This window comes from Mycobacteroides sp. CBMA 271 (assembly GCF_009729205.1).
In the GTDB taxonomy this organism is placed as follows: Bacteria; Actinomycetota; Actinomycetes; order Mycobacteriales; family Mycobacteriaceae; genus Mycobacterium.
Window position 1 is genome coordinate 26,425 of sequence record NZ_VTHB01000002.1, and the last position, 13,752, is coordinate 40,176.

The 13,752-nt window shown below is 62.6% G+C and carries 13 protein-coding genes; 7 read left to right on the plus strand and 6 right to left on the minus strand.

Annotated elements, in window-relative coordinates:
- The first annotated feature begins 382 nt into the window (after positions 1 to 382).
- Both ramB and FZI91_RS05535 read left to right on the plus strand, forming a co-directional pair.
- Positions 383 to 1,804, plus strand: a complete 1,422-nt coding sequence (gene ramB, locus FZI91_RS05530) for an acetate metabolism transcriptional regulator RamB (RefSeq protein ID WP_162525877.1) — start codon at positions 383 to 385, stop codon at positions 1,802 to 1,804.
- An 85-nt stretch (positions 1,805 to 1,889) separates the two neighbouring features.
- The gene (locus FZI91_RS05535) at positions 1,890 to 2,426 is read left to right on the plus strand and encodes a carboxymuconolactone decarboxylase family protein (RefSeq protein ID WP_162525878.1); all 537 of its coding nucleotides are present in this window, start codon (positions 1,890 to 1,892) and stop codon (positions 2,424 to 2,426) included.
- Here FZI91_RS05535 and FZI91_RS05540 read toward each other — a convergent pair.
- Both FZI91_RS05540 and FZI91_RS05545 read right to left on the minus strand, forming a co-directional pair.
- Positions 2,423 to 3,412 carry an aldo/keto reductase gene (locus FZI91_RS05540; protein WP_155937898.1) on the minus strand — a complete coding sequence of 330 codons (990 nt, stop codon included), beginning with the start codon at positions 3,410 to 3,412 and terminating at the stop codon, positions 2,423 to 2,425. The genes FZI91_RS05535 and FZI91_RS05540 overlap by 4 nt on opposite strands.
- Before the next feature lies 1 nt (position 3,413).
- Positions 3,414 to 3,833: a MerR family transcriptional regulator gene (locus tag FZI91_RS05545; protein ID WP_162525879.1), complete on the minus strand. Its 420-nt coding sequence runs from the start codon at positions 3,831 to 3,833 to the stop codon at positions 3,414 to 3,416.
- Positions 3,834 to 4,063: 230 nt separating this feature from the next.
- Here FZI91_RS05545 and FZI91_RS05550 point away from each other — a divergent pair, with 230 nt between their 5' ends.
- From FZI91_RS05550 to FZI91_RS05565, 4 genes are read left to right on the plus strand one after another with little or no spacing between them, the layout of a single operon-like run.
- Positions 4,064 to 5,605 carry an APC family permease gene (locus tag FZI91_RS05550; RefSeq protein WP_155937899.1) on the plus strand — a complete coding sequence of 514 codons (1,542 nt, stop codon included), beginning with the start codon at positions 4,064 to 4,066 and terminating at the stop codon, positions 5,603 to 5,605.
- Positions 5,602 to 6,861, plus strand: a complete 1,260-nt coding sequence (locus FZI91_RS05555; protein ID WP_155937900.1) for an acyl-CoA dehydrogenase family protein — start codon at positions 5,602 to 5,604, stop codon at positions 6,859 to 6,861. The genes FZI91_RS05550 and FZI91_RS05555 overlap by 4 nt, the downstream gene beginning before the upstream one ends.
- A complete protein-coding gene (locus FZI91_RS05560; protein ID WP_162525880.1) occupies positions 6,858 to 8,039 on the plus strand; it encodes a GNAT family N-acetyltransferase in 1,182 nt (393 codons plus the stop codon). Before FZI91_RS05555 ends, FZI91_RS05560 begins: the two co-directional genes overlap by 4 nt.
- A gap of 10 nt (positions 8,040 to 8,049) precedes the next feature.
- Positions 8,050 to 9,414 (plus strand): NtaA/DmoA family FMN-dependent monooxygenase, encoded by a 1,365-nt coding sequence (locus FZI91_RS05565; RefSeq protein WP_162525881.1) that lies wholly within the window; start codon positions 8,050 to 8,052, stop codon positions 9,412 to 9,414.
- Here the strand turns inward: FZI91_RS05565 and FZI91_RS05570 are convergent.
- Positions 9,411 to 10,028, minus strand: a complete 618-nt coding sequence (locus FZI91_RS05570; RefSeq protein ID WP_155937901.1) for a TetR family transcriptional regulator — start codon at positions 10,026 to 10,028, stop codon at positions 9,411 to 9,413. The two genes, FZI91_RS05565 and FZI91_RS05570, sit on opposite strands and share 4 nt — an antisense overlap.
- Positions 10,029 to 10,118: 90 nt before the next feature.
- On the opposite strand from FZI91_RS05570, the gene FZI91_RS05575 reads away from it, so the two are divergent.
- On the plus strand, positions 10,119 to 10,862 hold the full coding sequence (locus FZI91_RS05575; protein WP_155937902.1) for an SDR family oxidoreductase: 744 nt from the start codon (positions 10,119 to 10,121) through the stop codon (positions 10,860 to 10,862).
- A gap of 21 nt (positions 10,863 to 10,883) precedes the next feature.
- Here FZI91_RS05575 and FZI91_RS05580 read toward each other — a convergent pair whose 3' ends face one another.
- Genes FZI91_RS05580 through lpdA form a run of 3 tightly spaced genes read right to left on the minus strand, consistent with a single transcriptional unit; the run spans position 10,884 to position 13,749 of the window.
- Positions 10,884 to 11,375 (minus strand): carbonic anhydrase, encoded by a 492-nt coding sequence (locus tag FZI91_RS05580; protein ID WP_155937903.1) that lies wholly within the window; start codon positions 11,373 to 11,375, stop codon positions 10,884 to 10,886.
- A gap of 60 nt (positions 11,376 to 11,435) precedes the next feature.
- Entirely contained in the window at positions 11,436 to 12,347 is a 912-nt protein-coding gene (locus tag FZI91_RS05585; protein WP_155937904.1) for a hypothetical protein, read from the minus strand.
- A 4-nt stretch (positions 12,348 to 12,351) separates the two neighbouring features.
- The gene (gene lpdA, locus FZI91_RS05590; RefSeq protein WP_162525882.1) at positions 12,352 to 13,749 is read right to left on the minus strand and encodes a dihydrolipoyl dehydrogenase; all 1,398 of its coding nucleotides are present in this window, start codon (positions 13,747 to 13,749) and stop codon (positions 12,352 to 12,354) included.
- Between the last annotated feature and the right edge of the window lie 3 nt (positions 13,750 to 13,752).

Genomic DNA, 13,752 nt, shown 5'->3' on the forward strand with positions numbered 1-13,752 from the left:
TGCAGACCCGATTTGCGAACGGAAACAAGCTATTTGGGATACGTGCGTGTACAGATTTACTGCGCGGCAACGCGAGCAACTGCTGCTTGCAGATTTCCATTTCACAGAAATGTGCGATCGGAAGGCTAATCAGCAGATGGGGACTATTACATTGCCTCTCGACCCGGATGACCAACCTCGGGGTCGGCTATGCGTAGCGAGAAGCAGTTCGGCCAGACATGTTCGCCCCGCCCACCTCGCCAGACCGGCCTAGTAAGCAAACCTGCTTCATCAATCTGCTTCACCAGACGCAATACTCTCGGCGAATACCTCCGCACGGGGTGCGCGGACACCTTGCCAAGACTGCGAAGGCGGGGTTGGCAAGACGCGTAGGCTGGTCACCGTGTCCAAGACGTACGTTGGTGGGCGCCTTCGTCAGCTCCGCAGCGAACGCGGGTTCAGTCAGGCCGCGCTAGCCCAGATGCTGGAGATCTCCCCGAGCTACCTGAACCAGATCGAACACGATGTCCGGCCGCTGACAGTCGCGGTGCTGCTGCGGATCACCGAAGTGTTCGGCGTCGACGCAACATTCTTCTCCTCCCAGGACGACAGCCGCCTCATCGCCGAGCTGCGCGAGGTGGTGCAGGACAAGGACCTGGATATCGATGTCGACGCCGCGGAAATCGCCGACGTGGTCGCCGGGCATCCCGCGCTAGCCCGCGCGGTGGTTAATCTGCATCGGCGCTATCGGATCACCACCACGCAGCTGGCCGCGGCCACCGAGGACCGGTACACCGACGGAAGTGGTAGCGGTTCCATCACCATGCCGCACGAAGAAGTACGCGACTACTTCTATCAGCGGCACAACTACCTGCACGAGCTCGACACCGCCGCCGAGGACCTGACGGTTCGGATGCGCATGCACCGGGCCGACCTGGCTCGTGAGATCGCCGACCGACTCACCGAGGTACACGGAGTGCAGATCGCCCGGCGAATTGATTTGGGCGACAGCGTCTTACACAAGTACGACCCGGGAACCAAGACGCTCGAGATCAGCAATCACCTCTCCGGCGGACAACAGGTTTTCAAGCTCGCCACCGAGTTGGCCTACCTGGAGTACGGCGACCTCATCGGCACCATGGTCGACGACGGAAAGTTCACCTCCGAGGAGTCGCGCAAGCTGGCACGACTGGGCCTGGCCAACTACTTCGCCGCGGCCACCGTGCTGCCCTACCGCCAGTTCCACGGAGTGGCCGAGGACTTTCAGTACGACATCGAACGACTGTCGGCGTTCTACTCGGTGAGCTACGAAACCATCTGCCACCGGCTGTCCACCCTGCAGCGCCCGTCGATGCGCGGCGTCCCGTTCTCGTTCGTTCGGGTGGATCGTGCCGGAAACATGTCCAAACGCCAGTCTGCCACCGGCTTCCACTTCTCCTCCAGCGGCGGCACCTGTCCGCTGTGGAACGTCTACGAGACATTCGGCAACCCGGGCAAGATCCTGGTGCAGGTGGCGCAGATGCCCGACGGACGCAACTACCTGTGGGTGGCGCGCACCGTCGAACGTCGTGCATCCCGGTACGGCCAGCCGGGTAAGACCTTCGCGATCGGGCTGGGCTGCGAGTTGCGGCACGCACACCGGCTGGTCTATTCCGAAGGTCTCGACCTATCGTCCGAGGGAGCGACGACGCCGATCGGCGTGGGCTGTCGGGTGTGCGAGCGCGACAACTGTCCTCAGCGCGCGTTCCCGGCACTTGGGCGGGCGCTCGACCTCGACGAGCATCGCAGTACGGTGTCGCCATACCTCGTGCAACAAGAAAGATGAGGCCCCCGCAAGCGGGTGGGGGCACCTCCCCCTCGTGGGGGCGTGCCCCCGGCTTGCGCGAAGACCAACAAGAAGGAGCCCGACAGTGACCGCCGAAGGCCGTATCCCATCCGCCGGGCTCCGCGAGCTGGGCCCCATCAACTGGCTGATCGCCAAGGGCATGGCGCGTGCCGTCAGCGCCCCGGAGATGCATCTAGCGACAACGCTCGGACAGACAGGCACGCGGTTCTGGCCGTGGCTCGCGTATTCGGGCGCAATCCTGCGCGGCACCAAGCTGTCCACCCGCGACACCGAGGTGGTCATTCTTCGCGTGGCCCACGTACGCGAATGCGAGTACGAACTACAGCACCACACCCGCATCGCCAAGGCTGCCGGAATCGATCCCGCGCATCAGGAACGGATCTTCGCCGGCGCCGACGCCGACGGACTCTCCGACAAGGAACGCGCACTCATCACCGGTGTCGACGAAATCCTTACCACTAGAACGCTTTCCGATGACGCATGGGACGGGCTCTCGAAGTTCTTGGATCGCAGGCAGCTGATTGGCTTCTGCCTGCTCGTCACCCAGTACGACGGGCTGGCCGCCACCATGTCATCGCTACGCATCCCGCTGGACCACTAGTCGTCGAGCAGGGCCATCAGGTCCTCGTGGTAGCGGTCGCCTACCGCGGGCTCGACAATCTCCAGCTGCGATAACTGTGCATCGGAGAGGGGCACATCCACGGCCGAGGCATTCTCCTCGACGCGAGCCGCCTTCGTGGTCCCGGGGATAGGCACGATGTCCTCACCACGAGATAGCAGCCAGGCCAGCGCGATCTGAGCCGGAGTCGCCCCCGTCTCGACGGCGACGGATTCCACGGCGCCGACGATCCCGCGGTTGGTGTCGAGGTTCTCCTGACTGAACCTGGGCAGGTTCTTACGGAAGTCGCCGTCTGCCAACTGATCCGCAGACCGTATCGCTCCGGCCAAAAATCCCCGACCCAACGGCGAATACGGCACCAGTCCGATGCCCAGCTCCCGCAGCGTCGGCAACACCGTGGACTCGATATCCCGCGTCCACAACGAGTACTCCGATTGGACCGCGGCTATTGGATGGACCGCATGCGCACGACGAATGGTCGCCGCCGATGCTTCCGACAAACCGATATGGCGGACCTTGCCCTGCGTCACCAGTTCGGCGACCGTGCCGATCACCTCTTCGATCGGCACCTCGGGATCAACGCGATGCTGGTAGTACAGATCGATGTGGTCGGTCCCGAGTCGGCGCAACGATCCCTCAACCGCCACCGCGATATTCGCCGGAGAGCTATCGGGGTGGAACGTCGCACCGGTGGCATGCGAAATCAATCCGAACTTCGTGGCCAGCACCACGGCATCCCGGCGATCCGAAATTGCCTTGCCGACGAGTTCCTCGTTGGCATACGGCCCGTAGATCTCGGCGGTGTCGATCAAGGTGATGCCCAGATCGAGCGCCCGATGGATGGCCTGGATGGACCGATCGGCATCCGGGCCCTTATCCGCGCCGAGGGGTTGATACCCCGACGACATCGACATGGCTCCCAAGCCAATTCGCGATACCTCTAACGCACCGATCTTCGTGTACTTCATATCAGCTCTTCTTCCCTCCAGTGGATTGAGCCGAGGCACCGTTGACCGACTCCGTGTAATACGCGACCTTGAAGTCGACAACCTTCAGGTCTTCGGTGAGCCGCTCCATCGCGGCCAAGATCCGGACGCGTTGTGCGAACAGCAGCTCCAAACGTTCGGCGTGGGTCTCTTCGCCGCCCACCAACAGCTCGATGAACCTCCGCATGTCGCGCACCGGCATGCCGGTCCTGCGCAACCGCAGCATCAGCTCGACGCGCTCGATGTCGTTGTCACTGAACCGGCGGCGACCGCCAGTGTCCCGCGCCACGCGGGGAAACAGGCCCTCACGTTCGAACCAGCGCAGTGCATCGATCGACAGCCCGGTCCGCTGGGCGACGTGCGAGATGGGAAACCCGTCATTCTGCGGCTCACTTGTGCTCACAGAGCCACGGTAGAACCTGGAGTCGACTCCAGGTCAAGTGAAAGATTCCGCGCAGGGCGCGACGAAAGTCCTCGCAGGTACCGGCTACGGCCTCGCCGACGCCGTTGACACGTTCTTGATACCGCCTCACTATCTGTTCATGCGCTTGGCCCAGGACTGTAGGTAGGCGCGCAATCTCGTTGCGCGCAATCTGTTTCAGTCCACCTCCAGCCAAGCGAAGGTATCCGCGCATGTCCGATCCAGCCCATCAGCTCGCCGTCAACGGCAGGTCCCTTCAGAGCGCCGAGTCTCACGGACTCGAACGCGACGCCGTTGGCTCTTGGGGCGTCTTCGCTCAGGGATTGGCGGCGGCGGCGCCCAGCGTCGCGGTCGCGACGGTACCGTTCTCCCTGTTCGTAGCGGCCGGTAAGGGAGCGGCGTGGGCTGCGGTGATCGGCCTGGTGGCGGTGGTCCTTATCGCCACGACCATCAGCTTCCAGGCCACCCGCACAGTGTCCTCCGGTTCGCTTGGCACGTACGCAGGCAACGGGCTGGGCCCCGGCGCCGCGTATGCCGCCGGCTTCAGCCTGCTGATCGGATACATCACCTTCGCCACCACAGGGACCCTCGGCGGTGTGCTGTACTTCGAATCATTCCTCGATGCGATCGGGATCCACTCGGAGGCAACCGCGTTCAAGCTGGCGCTGGTGGCAGTCGTCGTCGCGGTCGCCGTCTACCTGCCCTACCGGGGCGTTTCTATCTCCGCGAAGTACGAGCTCATCTTCGAAATCATCGCCACTGCACTGATTCTCATCATCATTGTGGCCTCGTATGTCAGCTATGGCTGGCGTATCGACACCGAACAGTGGTCGCTGTCCAACCTGGGTAACAGCACCACCTTCATCGCGGCAGTCACCGCGGTCGGTGCGTATGCAGGATTCGAGAGCGTCGCGTCCCTTGGCGCCGAGTCCCGGGACGCGCACCGCACGATTGCCCGCTCACTGCTACGCGTCGTATTGATCATCGGCGTGCTGTACATCCTGGCCACCTACCCGCAGATCCTGCAGTTCCGGAACATCGATGGCGACAGCGCAATACTGCCCCAGGTCGCCACGAATTCCGGTGTTGCATGGTCGATTTACCCGATAGGTCTCGCAGTGACCATCGCGTTCATCGTGTTCGTCACCGCGGTCATCAACTCGGCGGCGCGAGGGCTGTTCACCCTCGCCCACGAGGGAGCACTCCCAGCAATACTTGCCCGGGTACACCCGGTCCACAAAACCCCTATCGCGGGCATCTTCCTCATCGGGACCATCGCGGCGGCATTCTCTGTGACCGCGACGCTCAGCTCGGTGGGCCGTCTGGTCTTCGATGTGTACGGAAACTATGTGGCCAACTGGGGCTTTCTCATCAGCTACCTGCTTGTGGTGGTGTCCACCCCCATCTGGCTGTACCGGATCAAGGCACTCACCCCTGGCCGGCTGGCGATATCGATCGCAGCCACTCTGGCCATTGGATATGTGATCTTCAGCAATTTCCATCCGGTTCCGAAGTTCCCGTTCAACATTCTGCCGCTCATCTTCGGCGCGATTCTGTTCGCGGGGCTGCTTCGCTACTGGTACCTGAGAGCCCGCCGCCCCGAGGTCGCGGCCCGAATCGGCTCCATCCAAACGCTTTCCGAATCCGAGAAGGAGCGGCTCACCGAGCTCGGGATACTCGAAATCCTCCACCAAGAACCGGCCGTCCACCACGAACCCGCCGCCGCCAACGATTCAGGAGTTCTCGTCAAATGACCGCCGCCGCCACATCGCCGGTACTTGCCTACCAAGGGATCAGTGATACCGACTTCTCCGAGTGGAAAAGTACCGCCCAACGTGTCGCCGATGAGCTTGCGGCCACTGCATTGGAGCGCGATCGCGCCAACCAAAATCCCATCGCCGAAATCGAACTACTGCGCAAACACGGCCTGTTGTCCTTCGCCACCGCCCGCGAATTCGGCGGCGCCGGAGGAAATCTGACTCAGGCGCTGCAACTCAGCCGGATCATCGCGGCGGCCGATGGTTCCATCGGCCAGCTGCTGGTTTACCACTACTCCAACGGAGTGTGGACGTACATTCTCGGATCACCGGCGCAGCGCGAGTACGTCGCGCGTGGAGTCGGCGAACATGGTTGGTTTCAGGGCAGTGTCAGTAATCCACGTGACCCCGGCATTACGGTTACCCGGACCGACGAGGGTTATCGAGTCAACGGCACCCGGACATTCGCCACCGGCGTCGCGATCGCCGACCTGATCACCGTCTTGCTCTATGCGGAGGAACCGATCAATGCGATCATCCCCCGCGAGCGGGAAGGACTGCGGTTCAACGACGATTGGGACAACCTCGGGCAACGGCTTACTGCAAGCGGCAGTGTCGAATTCGATAATGTGCTGTTACGCCATGACGAGATACTTACCGGTCTCGGCGAGTACGGCGTTGACCGCGAACGTCGCGATGGTCTACGTGCATTGTTCAGCCAGCTGATCTTCGTACATCTGTACCTCGGGATAGCCGAGGGTGCACTCTCCGCCGCCGTCACGTATATCAGGAAAAGGGGCCGCCCGTGGCCCGAGGCGCATTCCGCGGAGGTGACCGAGGACCCCTACCACCAGCAGCTGCTGGGCCGTCTGTCGGCAGGTATCGCCGCGGGTATCGCCCTTGCCGACGCGGTGACAAGGGAATTCGAACAGGTGCTGGCAGCCGGTGACGCACCCAGTACGGCCCGCTGGGGTGCGCTGGCCGTCAGGGTGGATCAGGCCAAGTCCGTCGCCACCGAGGTGTCCTTGGACGTAACACACAACATCTACCAGGCAACCGGCGCCCGATCGACCGCCAATTCAGTGGGTTTGGACATCTATTGGCGCAACGCGCGCACCCACACCACCCATGATCCGCTGCCGTATCGGCAGCGCGAAATCGGCCGGTACCTGTTGACCGATGAGTGGCCGTCGCCGCGCAGCCTCAGTGGTCTGGGACGCCTCGCCGATACGACACAAGGCAAGGGTTCGTGACCGACGTCCGCTTTCTGCACACCTCTGTGGAGCGTGCGCGCGCCTTCGCGGTGTTCTGGCGGGCCATGGTGGGACTGCCGCCCCTGGGCGATATCGCGGTCGACGAATTATTGGAACCAGGTAGGTATTTGGGTGCCTTCGATGGCACGGAGCTGGTCGGCGGGGCCGATTCATATACCAGCTGGCTGACCGTCCCCGGCGGCTCGCGGGTTCCGCATGCGGCCGTCACACATATCGGTGTGCTGCCCACCCACACCCGACGCGGAATCCTCACCTCTCTGGTGACCCGACAGCTCACCGATGTCGCCGAGCGAGGCGAGATCGTCGCCAGCCTGCGTGCCTCCGAAGCGGTCATCTACCGCCGCTTCGGTTACGGGGTATCAACCAGCAGTGCGGGTTACCGTATCCAGCGGCGGAGGGCGCATCTGCACAGCCCTGTCGACGCCGGGTCGCTCACTCTGCTCGATGCCGCGGCAACACCGGAGCTGCTCGCTGCGGTCTACGAACGTGCGGCGTGGACAGGTTCCGTGGCACGCCCGCCGCAATGGTGGCGGCTGCACAAGCTGTTCGACGCGGTCGACCCCGTGAAGCCCTATGTGGTCACTCACCCCGATGGCTACGTACGGTACCGGCCACGGGATACCTCCGCATGGTTCGCCAGCAGCGCGCGCACCATCTTCGTTGATGATCTTGTCGCACATAGTGATGCCGCCTATCGCGCGTTGGTCGGTCACCTGTTGGATCTGGATCTGGTGGATGTCATCGAGCTTGGACCGCGCCCGGTCGACGACCCACTCCCCCATCTCGTCGTTGATCCTCGGGCGGTGACCGTCACCGGCATCCGTGATGAGACCTGGCTCAGGCTGATCGACGTCGAAGCCGCATTGGCAGCACGCGCGTACGCGGACACCACGCCGGTGGTGGTCCAGGTGAACGACCCGCTGTTTCCTCATAACTCGACTCGGTTCGCCGTCGGCCCCGACAAGGTGCGACGCACCCAGCACACCCCTGACCTGTCGGTCGATGTCGCCACCCTGGGGTCGGTCTATCTCGGCGGCAACACCTGGAGGCAACTGGCGCGGGCCGGACTGGTGTCCGCGCAGTCGACGGAGGCGATCGGCGCAGCCGACGCCCTGTTCTCCACCGGTACACAGCCTTTCGCCGGTACCAACTTTTAGGAGCCGCCTCGTGTCTGATGGTCTTCGCGCAAGCGGCTCATCCACAAGTGACCGCCAACTTCATCTCCTTGCCTTCGGCAATGTGCGCTCCGGTGGCGCATGGCGACTGCCCGGCGTGCAGAACGGCCCACCCAACCAGCTCGAAACCCTGGTCGCGACCGCGAAAGCGGCCGAAGCGGCCAAGTTCGATGCCATCTTCTTCGCGGACGGCCTCAACTTCGGACCGGAGGCCACCTGGGCCCATAAGTCCACCGAGGACTTCGAACCACTCACGGCCACCTCGTATCTCGCTGCAGTCACCGAGCGTTTGGGCCTGGTTGTCACCGGCTCGTCGACGTTTCAACCCCCGTACCACCTGGCGCGCCAACTGTTATCCCTCGATCATCTGAGCGCGGGACGTGCCGGATGGAACCTTGTGACGAGCTTCGCGCAGGCCGCCGCCGCCAACTTCGGCGAGCGTGGCTTCCTCCCGCACGATGAGCGCTATCGACTCGCGGAGGAAACGCTGCGGGTAGTGAAGTCCCTGTGGCATTCCCTCGAGCCAGACACCGTCGTCGAGGACCGAACAACCGGAATCTACAGCGATGTCACCAAGATTCATGTCACCGACCACGAGGGAGAGTTCCACAAGGTCAAGGGGCCACTCGGCGTCGCACCCTCTCGGCAAGGGCGACCGGTGATCTTTCAGGCCGGGTCTTCCACCACCGGAAGAGCATTCGCCGCTAGGCATGCCGAGGTGGTCTTCACCGGGCAGACGGATATCGAGCGCGCCAAAGCCTTCTACAGGCAACTCCACGAGGAGGCCCGCGCCGCCGGACGGACCTCTGCCCCCTTGATCACCCCTTCCCTCGGAGTTGTCGTCGGATCCACTGAGGCCGAGGCGCGTGCCGTCGAAAGCACCGTCTACGAACACTTCATTCCCGAATACCAGGCGGGATGGCTGCTTGAGGTCGACGTCAACGTCGTCGGCGCCGACCTAGACGGACCGGTACCGGCGTCGGCGTTCCCGGACAGCACCGAGACCCATCAAACCGCGCTGGCCGGATACAGACACCTCGCCACAGTGGGCAGTCCCACGGTTCGTGAATTCTTGTACCGCACCTTGAATGCGTTTGGCACTCGGTTTGTGGGCTCCGCGGAGCAAGTGGCCGATCAGATAGAGCTGTGGTTCACCGAAGGCGCGGCCGACGGCTTCGTTCTGAGCACCTCGGGACTTCCCGGCCAATTCGAACTGTTCACCGAGCAGGTGGTGCCTATCCTGGTGCGTCGCAGGATCTTTCGTTCCGAATACACGGGCTCGACATTGCGTGAGCACCTGGCCTTGCCGTGGCCGGAGCCGCTTCGCACACCGGTATCGACACGGAGCGGAGGCTAACCCTGGCGCTCTTCGCGAAGCTCGGCAGTGACCGCCCGTATGGAGGCTGCGGCGTACGAAGCGATGATCTTCGATGGGTCGGTTGACGTTTTCGACAGCGCCCATGTTTCGACTGCGACGCGTAGAGCGGCCGTCACCTGGGCGGCCAGTAATCGGGTCTCAAGCCCATCTGGGCGTGCACCCGTGCGTTCAGCAAGCAGGGTCAACAGATCCTGCTCGGAATCGTCATTGACCTTTAGCCACACTGCACGCAACGCCGGATCTTCCTTTGCGGCTCTCAACAATCCGCGTGTCCACTCATACGAGGACAGCGTCGCCGAATCACAGTCAGTCAAGGCTTGCCTGGCGGCATCTTCAATCGCATCGGGCAACGCAACTTCCGCTGGTATGTCTGCAAGCAACTGCAGCCACCTGCGTGCCCCCAACGCCAACAGCGGTGCAATCGCATCTTGTTTGGTCCGAAAATAGCGGTAGAAGGTGCGTACACCCACTTCAGCCTGATCGCAGATCACCTCGACAGTGGTCTCAGAAGAGCCACGCAGGGTAAATAGCTCGGCAGCTACGCGAGCGATGTGTTCCTGGGTAGCCAACTTGCGACGTTCCGTGAGGCCCATCACTTCATCTTAGGCATAAACTGAATATATGGCATATTGTGCCAATTAGGCAAGATATGCCATATGCTAGATCTGCGCTAGGAGAGGGTTATGTCAACGCAAACCATCGTGATCGTGGGTGCCGGACCGGGGGTTGGGTACGAGACCGCCAAACGTTTCGCCCAGGCCGGGTGGGCAATTGGGCTGATCCGCCGTAACACCGACGCCTTGGACTCCTTCGCCGCAGAGCTAAGAGCGGCAGGCGCGAGCGTCGCAACTGCCGCGGCGAACGCCGAACAACCCGCCTTGATCGCGTCAGCCGTCACCCATCTTGGTCGCGAACTCGGTGGTATCGATGTGCTCGTCTACAACGTCCCAGGCCCGCTGCGCGAGGCCTACGGGCGATCAACGGACGTCTCGCTATCGGCTCTGCAGACATTCCTCACCGTGCGTGTGGTCAGCGCTCTGGCCTCATTACAAGCCGCACTTCCGTTCCTCGAACTCTCAAAGGGGGCAGCATTTTTCACCAGCGGCCAGTCCGATCGCCACGCCTATCCAAACACCGGTTTGATCGGTGCTCCGCAAGCGGCACTACGAATGTTGGCGCAGCATCTACATACGGAACTGAGAACCAGTGATGTCTTTGTTGGCTACCTGCCGCTGGACAATCCACCTTTGTATTCCGATCCAGAGCAAGAGAAGCTGCGTACCGACATCCCGGAAGGATTCTCCATATCCGAACGAGTGGTCGCCAGCGATGTAGCGGCCCAAATTTTCACGCTCAACCGCACCCGTGACGGCTTCGAACACCCGGTAAAGCCCTCGGTCCGTGTCGTGCCGTGCGCATATCCGTGAGGAACGACTCCGCCGGTAGAGCTAGACCACTTCTCGTAATGAGCCGTCTGTGACGTCGTAGATAAAGCCACGCACGCTCTCCTTGCGCGGAACGAACGGGTTGGCGTTGATCCGCGCAACGGACTGACGGACGTCCTCATCTAGGTCGGTAAAGGCCTCAGCAGACCACGACGGCTTGATACCCGTCTCGTCCTGTATTGAGCGTTTGAACGCGTCATCGGTGAAAGTCAGCATGCCACAGTCGGTGTGGTGAATGAGGATGACTTCCTCGGTACCGAGCAACCGCTGCGAGATGGCTAGCGACCGGATCTCGTCCTCGGTGATCACACCGCCCGCGTTGCGGATAACGTGCGCGTCACCTTCCTGAAGGCCAAGCAATCCATAGGGATTCAGGCGTGCATCCATACACGCAACAATCGCGACCTTCCGGCCCGGGGGCAGCGGCAGATCGCCTTTGTCAAAGCTCGCCGCGTACGCCCTGGCGTTGTCAAGCAATTCATCAGTGGTCGACATGGCGCGAAGTTACGCGCGACCACTTACCCGGTCAACCGTTACCAGCACCGTGGTCTGAACCTAGATACCGAAGGTCCAGGTGCGCCCGTCCGACGCGACAAATCCAGAGCTCTTGTTGCCACCGAAGAAGCCACAGGCCACGCCGCCATCCGCGAGGGCCATGCACGCGCCTTGGTTTCCGTATCCATACACGCTATCCCCCGGGGGCAGTTGCTTGACCTCATCCTTTGGCGGATTCATAGTGCCAAAACCGATCCCACTCGGATTACCGGGAACATTCGACACGGATACGTAACCACTACCACCGGTAAACCCCGGCAGTTGTCCCATGCACGCAATGCTGCCACCGCTGTACGTCAAGATGCTGCACCGTAATCCGTTGGCAACGGTAAACATACGCTCGATGCCTTTGGGTCCGTGACCGTCATACTTGACCTCCGAGACCACGAAGTCGTATGGGCGGGGAACGCCGTCCGGCAGCGTGAGCCCACTATCGCGTAGTACCGTCTTGCCCGTACCGATGGTAAGAGACTGTTTTCCGTTGTCGCAGATGGTGATCGGCCCCGACTCTGCCCGACAGGTGACGCGATTCGAGGTGACCTGCTGGCCCACCTCCAGCCGCCGGGCACCCGCAACCCCAGGACCGCCCGCTAACACCCGGTAGTAGCCGGCGGGCTGTCCTGATCCCGCGCCCATCCGGACCCGGACGACACCCGGCGGCACCCCCGGCAGAGCTCCGGTGCAATCGACACTGAAGTCGCCCCCGATCGAGCACGCCAACCCACTCGCAGTCACGAAGTTGCCGTCGAAACCCGGCGTGTCCGACGTCGGGATGGGCGACGACAAGGCAGGCGGCGGCGTACTCGCCGGCGATGGCACGGAGGACGCCGTCGCGGATGTCCGCTCGAGCGGGTGTGTTGGAGCGCAGGCGGCAAGCAACACCGCCAGCACCCCAATCCCCCACGCTCGCATCGGATCAGAAGTTGATCATGTGCCCCGCGAGCCCGTGGAAGGCTTCCTGCAGCGCCTCGGACAAGGTCGGATGGGTGTGCACATTGCGAGTCAGTTCATTGACCGTCAGATCCCACTTCTGCGCCAACGTCAGCTCGGGCAGCAGCTCCGAAACATCCGGACCGATGAGGTGTCCGCCGATCAGCTCGCCGTACTTGGCGTCGGCGATCAGCTTGACGAAGCCGGTCGGGTCGGCCAGCCCGTGCGCCTTGCCGTTGGCGGTGAACGGGAACTTGGCGACCTTCACGTCGTATCCCTCGGCACGGGCCTGTTCCTCGGTGAGTCCGAAGCTGGCGACCTGCGGCTGGCAGAACGTCGCCCGCGGCATCATCCGGTAGTCGCCGAGCTCCAATGTCTCTGCCCCGGCGATGGTTTCGGCGGCGACGACACCCTGCGCCTCGGCGACGTGAGCCAGCTGCAGCTTGGAGGTGACATCACCGATCGCGTAGATATGCGGAACGTTGGTGCGCATGCGCTCATCGATGGCAATGGCGCCGCGGTCGGTCAGCGCGACGCCGGTCTTGTCCAGACCGTATCCCTCGACATTCGGTGCAAAACCAATGGCCTGCAGCACCTTATCGGCGACGAGCTCGCTCTCTTGGCCGTCCTTGCTCACCTTGACCGTGACTTGCGACCCGGAGTCGGTGATGGACTCCACCTTGGTGCCGGTCAGAATCTTCACGCCCAGCTTCTTGTACTGCTTCTCGATCTCCTTGGAGACCTCGGCGTCCTCGTTGGGCAGCGCCCGCGGCAGGAACTCGACGATAGTGACGTCGACGCCGTAGTTCTTGAGGACGTACGCGAACTCCATGCCGATGGCGCCGGCGCCGGCGATGACGATGGACCCGGGCAGCTCGCGGGACATAATCTGCTTTTCGTAGGTGACCACGTTCTCCGAGAGCGCGGTCCCGGGCACCAACCGCACGCTACTGCCGGTGGCGATGATCGCATTCCCGAACGTCAGCGTCTCGGTGCCGCCGTCCGCCTTCTTCACTGCCAGCGTGTTGGCATCGGTGAAGGCGCCCACACCCTCGTACTCGGTGATCTTGTTCTTCTTCATCAGGAAGTGCACACCGGCCACACGCCCCTCGGCGACCTTGCGGCTGCGGTCGAAGGCGGCACCGAAATCAAAGGTGGCCTCACCGCTGATGCCGAATGTCTTGGCTTCCTTGGTGAAAATGTGGGCCAGCTCCGCATTACGCAGCAGCGCCTTGGACGGGATACACCCGACATTGAGGCAGACTCCGCCCCAATACTTCTCCTCGACGATGGCTGTTGTCAGGCCCAGCTGGGCCGCGCGAATAGCCGCGACATAACCACCGGGACCGGCTCCGAGAACGACGACGTCATAGTGTGCAGTCACGCG

What these genes read in the sequence shown, in the direction of transcription:
- FZI91_RS05540 (WP_155937898.1), bottom strand. Translation starts at nt 3,412, where the DNA reads ATGAAGTACACGAAGATCGGTGCGTTAGAGGTATCGCGAATTGGCTTG.
- FZI91_RS05550 (WP_155937899.1), top strand. Translation starts at nt 4,064, where the DNA reads ATGTCCGATCCAGCCCATCAGCTCGCCGTCAACGGCAGGTCCCTTCAG.
- FZI91_RS05555 (WP_155937900.1), top strand. Translation starts at nt 5,602, where the DNA reads ATGACCGCCGCCGCCACATCGCCGGTACTTGCCTACCAAGGGATCAGT.
- FZI91_RS05570 (WP_155937901.1), bottom strand. Translation starts at nt 10,028, where the DNA reads ATGGGCCTCACGGAACGTCGCAAGTTGGCTACCCAGGAACACATCGCT.
- FZI91_RS05575 (WP_155937902.1), top strand. Translation starts at nt 10,119, where the DNA reads ATGTCAACGCAAACCATCGTGATCGTGGGTGCCGGACCGGGGGTTGGG.
- FZI91_RS05580 (WP_155937903.1), bottom strand. Translation starts at nt 11,375, where the DNA reads ATGTCGACCACTGATGAATTGCTTGACAACGCCAGGGCGTACGCGGCG.
- FZI91_RS05585 (WP_155937904.1), bottom strand. Translation starts at nt 12,347, where the DNA reads ATGCGAGCGTGGGGGATTGGGGTGCTGGCGGTGTTGCTTGCCGCCTGC.